The organism is Sphingopyxis sp. Root154 (genome assembly GCF_001427105.1).
Lineage (GTDB): Bacteria > Pseudomonadota > Alphaproteobacteria > Sphingomonadales > Sphingomonadaceae > Sphingopyxis.
On record NZ_LMGI01000003.1, the window covers coordinates 862,057 to 871,466 of the forward strand.

Below are 9,410 nucleotides of genomic sequence, written 5' to 3' on the forward strand. Positions count from 1 at the left end.
AGGAACTAGCCAAGAGTCAAGGGATTAACTTCGTAAGAGATATACCTGAACGCCGGTTATTTGCGACTGGCCCCGCGCCGCAGGCTGCGCGCAAAGGTGGCGGCACTGCGCAGAAGCGGCAGGCGGTCAAACCAGGCGAGCGATGCAATGTCACTGCGCGACGGCCGCTGCCCGGCGAGCGGCGGCTCCGCGAATAAAGTGCGCACCTCGGGATTGGCTCGCCGAAACCAGACATAGGCACCGTCGATCGGCGGATGAATGCCCTCATATTGCAGCTGCTCGAGATAATCGAATACCAAACTCGCTGCTTGCCGCGAGAACCCCATCATATGCGCACCCTGTATGTCGCTCCGCGGCAGGTCGCTTGGAATGGAGGCGTGATAACCACCGTAGAATATATCCCAGTCGCCGGAGAAGGTCCGGTTCTCGGCTCCCGGCGAGAAGATGCAGTCATCTTCCAATATGAGCAAAGATTCCCCTGCCGCAGCGGCCTCGCCCAGCAGAATTTTCTGGCTGGCATAGACTCCGCGGGCACCGATCGACGTGAAACTTCCCGCGCTTTCGGGTCTAATGGCGTCGAAGAAGCTCACGCGCGGATCACCCGCCAGCCCGACCTTCGCCAGTTCCCGCTCCATGGCCCGGCGACGATCCGTACGGTACGGAAGATTTATGATCCGAATACGATCGAAATGCTGAAATATCGTCACGTAAGGATTTCCCCCGAGAAAAGACGAGCCATCTGCGCTGCGGAAAGTTCGATGCGAAACTCGTTCTCGACCTTGATGCGGCCCGCATCCCCCATCAGCGGCCATTCGCTTCTCACGGCGAAAAGGGCACTGAGCTTTCGGGCGAGATCCTCCCAGTCAGACGGTGTGAACAATAAACCTGCCCCGCTGTCGTCTATCAACTCGGGTATCCCGGCCACTTGGCTGGCCACTACGGGGCGGTGCAGCGCCATGGCTTCGATAAGCACGACCGGCAGCCCCTCCATCAAACTGGGCAGGACGAGCAGGTCCGACGCGGATATCTCGGCGAGAGTTTCGGCTTCGGGAAGAGCTCCCGCAAATCGGATCCGCTCGACAAGGCCGAGCTGTGAAGCCCGGAGCTTGATGCTCGGCCCCGTCGGGCCGTCGCCGACGATGATCAACTCGAATTCGGCCCCTTCCGACGCGATGCTCGCAAGTGCATCCAGCAAGCCAAAATGGCCCTTCTCGGGTGATAGGCGCCCGACGCATATTATCTTCGGGGGCGCACGCTCAGTGTGCGGGTGGGCCTTCGGCAGCACCGAAAGGTCGATCCCGCATCTTACGACAGCCATCTTGCCCCAATGCGAAGGAGCAACGATACGCATCGCCTGGGCTCGCATGAAATAACTGGCGCACGCGACGAAAGACGCCTGTTCGAGCTTCTCAGCAAGAAGCAAACCGGCCGGATAGTCTGTCTCGGAGATGCCGTGAAGGGTCAGGCTCCAGGGGAGCTGCGAATAGCGGGCGGCGATCAGTCCAACGGTGGCGCCGCTGTTGGCGAAATGATTGTGTAACCGGCTTGCGCCGGCGCGGCGGAGCAAGCGAGCGAGCAGCATTGCCTCAACGAAATGGAACTGCGACCAAATTAGCGCTTTGGCCCCTGGGACCCGATGCCGCAGGGCGAACAGCCAGGCTGCCGCGAACCGACGCGGGCGGGTAAAGAATGCCCAGCTTAATGCTGCGATATAGGTGATGAACGAGCGCCCGAGAAGATTCTCCACGGCGTCACCCGCCGATGCTTCACGGCGTATCGTGTAGGGCGTAATTTCGACACCCAACGCCCGAAGTGCCGCAATCTCGCGCCGTACAAAGGTGTGCGACGGTGCGTGGATGTCACTGACCAAATAAGCGATGTTGCTCATTTATAGAAAATCGCGCCCTGCTTTTTGCCTCCGATGCGGGCTGCAGCGAAACGCAGGATACCGATCGTTTCGGCAAATTTGCCAATGAGCATATGCCAACCCCATATTCGTCCACCACGCCATGATAGCCTTGCTAACTGAATCGCCCAAAGCAGAGGCGCGATAGCGGCGGCAGGCGGGCCGAACGCGATGGATAACGTGAGCCCCAGCAGTGCAACGCCTACGGTCCAGCCTATGGCACTAGCCACTTGCCGCCCATATAGAGCCTGCCTCTTGGCCCCGCTCGTCTTTTGCCATACCTGCGCATAACCAAATCCGCTTCTGACAGCGCGCATCCACCACTGACGCGCGGAATGCATATCGGCGTCATGGATGGTCATAGGACTATCTATCCGCCACACCGTCCAGCCGGCTCCGCGAAGCCGAAAACAAAGTTCAGGCTCTTCGCCGGCAATGACTGCAGGGTCATAGCCTTGCACCTGCTTCAACGCTTCGACCCTGAACATTGCGTCGCCGCCGCAAGCCGCGGCCTCTCCCACAGGCGTATTCCATTCGCTATCGCACATCTCATTATAGATGCTGCGTTCCGGGTAACGCTCGCGCCGCCGCCCGCATACCGCCGCTGCCGTTGGCTCGGAGCTCAGACATGCCTCCGCGGTAGCCAACCAGCCAGACTCGAGTTCACAGTCGCCATCGACAAACTGAACATATTCGATATCGGGGCGGCTGAGCAGAAGTGCTTCGAGGCCGGAATTGCGCGCGCGCGCGGCGGTGAATGGCATCGTCAGGTCAAGCTCGACAACATGCGCTCCCATCGAGCGGGCGAAGTCCGCGCTTCCGTCGGTTGACGCGCTATCTACGTAAACAATTGGCACGGATCGAGGGACCGACCGGAGGCAATGCTGGAGCCGTTCGCCCTCATTGCGTCCGATTGCAACCAGGCCAAGCTTTGCGCTCTCATCCATGGGACAAGCCGGCCTGCGTAAGCCAAGCGTCGACACCGCCCGTCAGCCCGGCAAGCATGCTCGCCTCGCGAAATACAAATATCAGGATGAAAAACAGAATAGTCAGTACGGCATCCTGCCGGAGAAAACTGAGTCCGACACCGCGCTTGCGCCACGCAAGAACGGCGTATCTGATCGCTTCAGCGAGGACAAAAATCGTCAGCGCCGCATTCATGCCGTACCGCGGCAATACCAACGGGAGCGCCACCGCTATGATCGCGAGTTTGGCGCCATTGCTGAACGCCACGCCCGAAGGCTTCCCTACTCCCATCATCATTGCGTCGGCCATTGTGGCGAGAATACCGAACCAGCTTCCCACAAGCAATATCGTCAGAAACAAGCCCGCTTCATGATATCGCGCATCATAAAAAATATAGATAAACTGGTCCGCGATAGCCGTGCCCATTGCAAGTCCCACCGCGACGAGAAGCAGCGTCGCCAATCGCATTGGCCTGATCGCTCGCTGGAGGTCAGCACCCCGCTGATTGGAGGCGGCCACTTTGGGGAAAATCAAGAGGCTGCCCATGCGTTGAAACAACCCCATTATGGTATCGGCAAATGTTCTGGCGATCCCGTAAATACCAAGCGAAGCGAAGGAAATCGCGTCGGCAAAGTACAGCCGATCGAAATTCATCGCCAGAAAGTAAATAAGAGAGGCAAGGAATATCCATTTCCCGAAATGGAGAATCGCCTTCACCGCCTCCTTTTCCCACCGGAGCCGGTGGGTGCGCCAGTCGATCAAGAAAAAACTCGCAACGGCGGGCGCAGCAGTTCCGATCAACAATCCGAAGACGAGAGCCCAGATCGTAGGCGTGTATAGCGCAAGGCCAATCTGGACAGCGATTGCGAATAAGGAGGTAGAGAGGTCAAAAAGCGCAAGTTTCCGCACCTGAAGCTGCTTCTGAAGGAGAAACCGCGCGGGTGATGTAAGCCCTGTCAGAATAAATATCGGCGCGACGACTGGCAGAAGAACCAGCAATTCCGGATTATCGTAAGCTCGAGCAATGGGAACCGTCAACAGCATCGCCAGCGCGAAAAGAATCAGTCCGCGGACGATCTGGATCGTCCAGGCCGTGTTGTAGAAGTCGGGCTCGCTGCCTCGCCGGTTGTTGACAATACTCTGTCCTACGCCGACGTCGGTCAGCAGCTCGCCGCCCGTGCGGAGGGTGTTGATCAGGAGCATCGTCCCCAAAAGGGCCGGCGCCAGGAGCCAGGCAAGAATTACGTTCGAGGCCAGCCGCAGGACTTGCTGGGCGATATGGGCCCCAGCCACCCATCCGGCCGATCCGATAAGCGCAAGCCTGCGCTGGAAAAAAGTCCGAATCCTCGACGGCGCACCAGCAGCGAGGGCAACCGGATCGGAAGTTCCTATCTGGCGTTCCTGCACGGGGCTACGACGCTTTCTCGATGAGATCCAACTGACGCAAGATTTCTCGCCCAGCCCTCAAGCGCACGGGATAGCAGGCGGCCCCTTCAGCGCAACTGACATTCGTAAAAATGCTGATATGGGTGAACGCAGAGGGGGAACCATGGTTGGCAACGGGCAAAGCAATTCGTCGGGTACGCGGGATGGGACTATAGCCAAAAACGGGACGATGTACTCCATTCAGTTGCTTCGGGCAATTGCCGCCCTACTTGTCGTTTTATATCATGGTCAGCTGGCAATCTCGACGCGCTTCGCCAGCCCCGCCTTTGCTGCCGAGACCTATTTTTTTGCGTTCGGGGCTGTCGGCGTCCACATATTCTTCGTCATCAGTGGCTTCATCATGGTTTATACGACGCGCGTCGATCAGAACTTCGTCGCGCGGGATTTTTTGCGTAGAAGGATATTGAGAATATATCCGATGTATTGGGTTTGCGTCGCTCTCTATCTCGTCGTTCACAATTTCATTGGCAGCCCCTACCGGCTCGGCGGGTCTGAAATTTGGGGCGCGCTTGCGCTTTATCCCGAACATGCGTCTGCCATTATCGGGCCCGCGTGGACGCTGTCATTCGAGATGTTCTTCTATCTGTGTTTCGGCGTTGCGATGAAGCTCGGCGCAACGCGAGGGCTGGTCATTCTGGGGGCTGTTTTCATGCTCTCAATTGCAACCGGCTTCTTCTTTCCAATCGACGGAGCGTTAGGTCGCCTGGTTACCAATAGCCTGCTCCTCGAATTCATCGCTGGCGCGGCGATTGGATGGCTGCTCACCACAGGACGTCTTCCACAACGAGGCGGCTCAGCTGTCTTGCTCCTCGCGCTCCTGTTATTCGGAGCAGGGGTTGCGGCCGGATATGATCGCTTTCCTTCTGTTGCCATGTGGGGGATTCCTAGCACTCTGCTCGTGGCTGGTGCGGTGATCTGGGAGAATTCTCTTGGTTTCAAAAAGGAGCTGCGGAAGTTCAGCCACTTCGGAAATAGCAGTTATGTTTTGTACCTGATCCATCTGGTCGTCATTACCCTGACCATCACGTTAGCCACATATGCGCCGGCGATCAAAATGGTGGAACCGGCACTCGCGGCAGTGGCTATTGCGGGGCTCTCGCTTCTAGTGGCCGAGGGAATGCATGCCTGGATCGAACGCCCAATGACGCGCTGGCTCAATGGCTTGTTCGGGCCGCGCCGAGATGAGCGTCGCCGCCGCTTTTGACTGGTGTCGGCCGCTGCGCTCCCGCAGCTTTTGCACGCATGCGCTGCTCGATTTTCAATTGCCGCATACATCCCGCGACGATTCCCAGCGCGATCGCAAAGACATATTGTGCATGATAAACGACGAACACCCATTCATAGAGGCCGTGCAGTCCCAGTATCAGGAAGGTAACACTTGCGCCTAGCACAACTTCCCCTCGCGGGTCACGGCGGTTGCGAAAGGCGAACACCAGTCCCTGAACGGTGGGAATAAGAAGCAGCGCAATAAACGTCAGAAATCCCGGCCAACCCGTTTCCGCGGCGGCGAGAAGATACATGTTGTGCACATTCGCTGAGCGGCTGGCCCAGTTCCAAATGACCCCTGCCCGAGCCGAATAGCCTTGGGAGTTCGCGACTAACACATATTGGTTTGCGCCCACGCCCATCGGGTGGTCGCTCCACATCGATTTTGCGGCGCGCTCGAATGCCAGCCGCTCTTCGTCAGAGCCTTCGTTGACCGGCCTAATCGTAAAGCGCTCCTGAAAACTTATCATCGCGATCGGAGCGACGATGGCAAATGCCACAACCGCAAGACCCACAATTTTCCACTTATGCGCCGTTGAGCGGCGCAAGAGCGAAAACGTCAACAAAAGCACGATACCGATCGCCACAAAACCGACCGTGCCGCGTGAGGCCCCCAGAGCAACCGCCACAAGTGCAGCCAGAACACCGAGCATGATCAGCTTGTTGCGTTCACCTGCGAGGAGCAGCGCGAGGAGCGGCAAGGTTACGAAATGCAACATGAGGCCGAGCAGATTCTGGTGCCCCATCGTTCCCGATGCCTGCACGACACCTGAAAGGCGCTGATCGATTGTCGCGACGGCCTGGAATATAGCTCCCAAGGCGAGCCCAAAGCTGAGCCACCGGATCGCGTGCGGATCTCCGGCAAACGATGCCACAGCCACAAATATCAGGAGTACTCGCCCCACTTGGAAAAGGTAAAAAAACGAGCTCATCGGAAGACTCGAGGCGGCTATCGAGAGCGCGACAGCGAAAAGATATGCAAGGAAGATTAGAAGAAATGGAAGCTTTTTAAGGGGAGCGCGACTCGTCACCAATATGGCGATCGCCAGCGTGTCCAGAAGCGATACGACAATCCCCTTTGCGTACCCGGGCCAAGCTGGCCAAGTCACGAATGCAGCATCGAGGTTCAGCGCGCTGATGACGAACGGTAGAATCCCGACGCCAAGGTAGGCCCATTTCCGTTGCCGCGGGGATCGCCGAAGCCAGGCGATGAACACCGGGATCGACAAGAGAATTAGCAAGAGGCCGATTATTCGCATGGCGCATGCCTAGGGGAGTAATCGGCCACTGCCAATCTGAGTTGGATGAGCATCTGGCTCTGCACCCAACCAAATGCGATCAGTAAGCATTCTTATGCATGACGACGCGAACGGTTTTTAGCAGAATCATAATATCATTCCAAAGCGACCAGTTTGAAAGATACTCGAGATCGCAACGGACCCGCCGATCAATATCCTCGACGCGCTCGGTGGCTCCCCGATAACCCCGAATTTGGGCCAAGCCGGTTATGCCGGGCTTAAGCGCATGCCTAAGCCAATATTGCCGCGATGCGTGCCAAAAAAGTTCATCACCTGCGGTGGAACCCAAGGCATGCGGACGCGGGCCGACCATGCTCATGTCGCCGCGGAGCACGTTGATGAGTTGAGGAAGTTCGTCGACGCTCGTCCGACGGATAATTCGGCCAACCCGGGTAATGCGGTCATCATCTCGGCTGGTCGAGCGACTTCCCGCAGAATCGCTACTTTCGAGATGCATTGAACGAAACTTGAATATTCGGAACTGGCGGTTGCCCTGCCCTACCCGTAGTTGCCGGAAGAAAACGGGGCCGGGTCCTTCCAGTCGTATTGCAATAGCCACGGCGATCAGGAGCGGCATAAGAAGGACCAGCGCAATCAGCGCAACGAGCAAGTCAAGCGAGCGCTTCTGGATGCGGTTTACAAGATTCAAAGGACCGCGTGAGAGAACGATCGTATCCTTGTCATCATATTCGCCGATCGCAACGGCACCATGAAGGAGATTGCGATCCAGCAGGATCTCACCACCCACATCGTGCCCCTTTAGAAACGTCGCCCACGCCGGGCGATGATCATAGCGACACGCGATGATCACTCGATCAAATGGCGCGATCAACCGTGATAGCGCGTCGATCATGTCTGGACGGTCGAGGTCGGGCCACAGACCTTGCGACGCGACATCCACCACCGCAGCATGCGGCTGCGGGCGCGCCTCGAGACCGTCGAGTATCAGGATCGTGGCCAAAACGGCGTCGCCTAGGAGGCGCTTTACAACGGCATCCAGTATGACCTTCGAGATAATGATGAAGATCGCTCCCGCACCAAAAGTGACTGCGAGGCCAAGACGCGATATTTCTTGAGATTTGAAGAGAAATCCCATGCCGATTATGACAAAGGCGGTCGCGCCAAGCGCTCCCAATGATCGTCGAATTGCCAGCAGACGATTGCCGAGAGTTTCAACATCCTGGGCCTCGCGAGCAATCTCGAACATGATGAAGATAGGCAGCGCGATAAAGACGATAGATTGCCCTCCGGCGGCGAGCCAACGCTCGTCACGCAATTCGAGCGCACACAGATACCCTCCAATCAAGGACAGGATGTCGAGAAGAAGCGACAGGCCGTACAGGAAAGTTCGCTTATCGCGCGCTGACGAAAACAGACCGGGCGCGTTAGCGGCGGGATCGACAACGCGAACCGGCAACCATGATCCTTCCGACGATCTTGTCCGCAAATGTTCCATTGGATACCTGCCCTAAGCCCCACCAAACGCCGGTTCCGGCAATATCGCGTCTCCCGACTTCTCGCCTCCGACCTTCCACCCTTTAAATCAGGGTGTAATCGTCCTGCCCCCCCGTACGCGCGCCCTGGAGCCCTCGATCGGACCTCATAGATGTAAAAGTTCAACTCGAACGACACATGCGCCTAGCTGCCCGAGGTCAGACCCTTAACATCCCCAATAGTTCCGTAACATAATCGTCCAACTGGGTAGTTAAGGAAAAACTTGTCGAGGCGTGACGCCGTAAGCCGATGCCTCCAAGTTTGTCGTACGCGCGCCATCCACTCCCTTTAGATTGGACCGATGAACATTTCTTTTGAAGGGCTCGTCGCCAAAACCTCGTCACCCCATCACAAAACCTACGGCTTAAGGAATGGAATCGGGACGTTCAGAACCTTGAAGATATATATTACGACTGCGACAAAAATCACCGCGGCTGGCGCATGGTAGCCCTCATTGCCAACATAGTTCGCCAATGCGCAGCCGACCGCCGGCGGTGCGTATTGCCAGAGATGATCGCGCGGTTCTTCTTCGGCCGATCGTTGCAGAAGTAGGGTGGCAAGCCCGGCAAATGTAAAAACGGTAATCCAATCCCAAAATGTTTCCACGTCCGCTCCCCTCCCTGCCGACCGATGAGGCGCGAAATGCGCATGTCGGATACAGATAAATAACGTAGCAGGGCGGTGACACGGCGGATAGGCGTGATTTATCCTGACCCGAACCGGAACCAGCCCATGTCTCAAGCACTGATTTCGCGGGACGCTTGCCTTATTGCAATATGCGGCGCATCTCGAACCGTGCCAAGTTGAGACTGTCTTAAAGATTTTCTGATAGCACGACGAGCATGAAACCAATCCGCAAAGCCGTCTTCCCCGTCGCCGGCCTCGGCACCCGCTTCCTGCCCGCGACCAAGGCGATTCCAAAGGAAATGCTGCCCGTCGTCGACCGGCCGCTGATCCAATATGCGGTCGACGAGGCACGCGAGGCGGGGATCGAACAGATGATCTTCGTCACCGGGCGCGGTAAAAGCGCGATC

General features: G+C 57.4%; 9 protein-coding genes. 2 read left to right on the forward strand and 7 right to left on the reverse strand.

The window, feature by feature from the left end; genetic code table 11:
- Nucleotides 1-56: 56 nt before the first annotated feature.
- The 4 genes from ASD73_RS19640 to ASD73_RS19655 are packed head-to-tail and all read right to left on the reverse strand — an operon-like array spanning nucleotide 57 to nucleotide 4,279.
- Nucleotides 57-707, reverse strand: a complete 651-nt coding sequence (locus ASD73_RS19640; protein WP_056376133.1) for a hypothetical protein — start codon at nucleotides 705-707, stop codon at nucleotides 57-59.
- Nucleotides 704-1,888 (reverse strand): glycosyltransferase, encoded by a 1,185-nt coding sequence (locus tag ASD73_RS19645; RefSeq protein ID WP_056375114.1) that lies wholly within the window; start codon nucleotides 1,886-1,888, stop codon nucleotides 704-706. The genes ASD73_RS19640 and ASD73_RS19645 overlap by 4 nt, the downstream gene beginning before the upstream one ends.
- On the reverse strand, nucleotides 1,885-2,853 hold the full coding sequence (locus ASD73_RS22505; protein ID WP_082521699.1) for a glycosyltransferase: 969 nt from the start codon (nucleotides 2,851-2,853) through the stop codon (nucleotides 1,885-1,887). Before ASD73_RS22505 ends, ASD73_RS19645 begins: the two co-directional genes overlap by 4 nt.
- Complete coding sequence (locus ASD73_RS19655) at nucleotides 2,846-4,279, reverse strand: oligosaccharide flippase family protein (protein WP_056376137.1); 1,434 nt, start codon at nucleotides 4,277-4,279, stop codon at nucleotides 2,846-2,848. The genes ASD73_RS22505 and ASD73_RS19655 overlap by 8 nt, the downstream gene beginning before the upstream one ends.
- A 208-nt stretch (nucleotides 4,280-4,487) precedes the next feature.
- On the opposite strand from ASD73_RS19655, the gene ASD73_RS19660 reads away from it, so the two are divergent.
- A complete protein-coding gene (locus ASD73_RS19660; RefSeq protein ID WP_162256179.1) occupies nucleotides 4,488-5,522 on the forward strand; it encodes an acyltransferase family protein in 1,035 nt (344 codons plus the stop codon).
- On the opposite strand, the gene ASD73_RS19665 is transcribed toward ASD73_RS19660, so the two are convergent.
- From ASD73_RS19665 to ASD73_RS22510, 3 genes are all read right to left on the reverse strand, one after another.
- Nucleotides 5,473-6,813 carry an O-antigen ligase family protein gene (locus tag ASD73_RS19665; RefSeq protein ID WP_235534613.1) on the reverse strand — a complete coding sequence of 447 codons (1,341 nt, stop codon included), beginning with the start codon at nucleotides 6,811-6,813 and terminating at the stop codon, nucleotides 5,473-5,475. The genes ASD73_RS19660 and ASD73_RS19665 overlap by 50 nt on opposite strands.
- A gap of 109 nt (nucleotides 6,814-6,922) precedes the next feature.
- The gene (locus tag ASD73_RS19670; RefSeq protein ID WP_056375124.1) at nucleotides 6,923-8,299 is read right to left on the reverse strand and encodes an exopolysaccharide biosynthesis polyprenyl glycosylphosphotransferase; all 1,377 of its coding nucleotides are present in this window, start codon (nucleotides 8,297-8,299) and stop codon (nucleotides 6,923-6,925) included.
- Between the two features lie 434 nt (nucleotides 8,300-8,733).
- Nucleotides 8,734-8,982 carry an XrtV sorting system accessory protein gene (locus ASD73_RS22510; RefSeq protein ID WP_056375126.1) on the reverse strand — a complete coding sequence of 83 codons (249 nt, stop codon included), beginning with the start codon at nucleotides 8,980-8,982 and terminating at the stop codon, nucleotides 8,734-8,736.
- Nucleotides 8,983-9,218: 236 nt separating this feature from the next.
- On the opposite strand from ASD73_RS22510, the gene ASD73_RS19675 reads away from it, so the two are divergent.
- Nucleotides 9,219-9,410, forward strand: a 192-nt coding sequence (locus tag ASD73_RS19675) for a sugar phosphate nucleotidyltransferase (RefSeq protein ID WP_156377462.1), incomplete at its 3' end; no start/stop codon positions are given.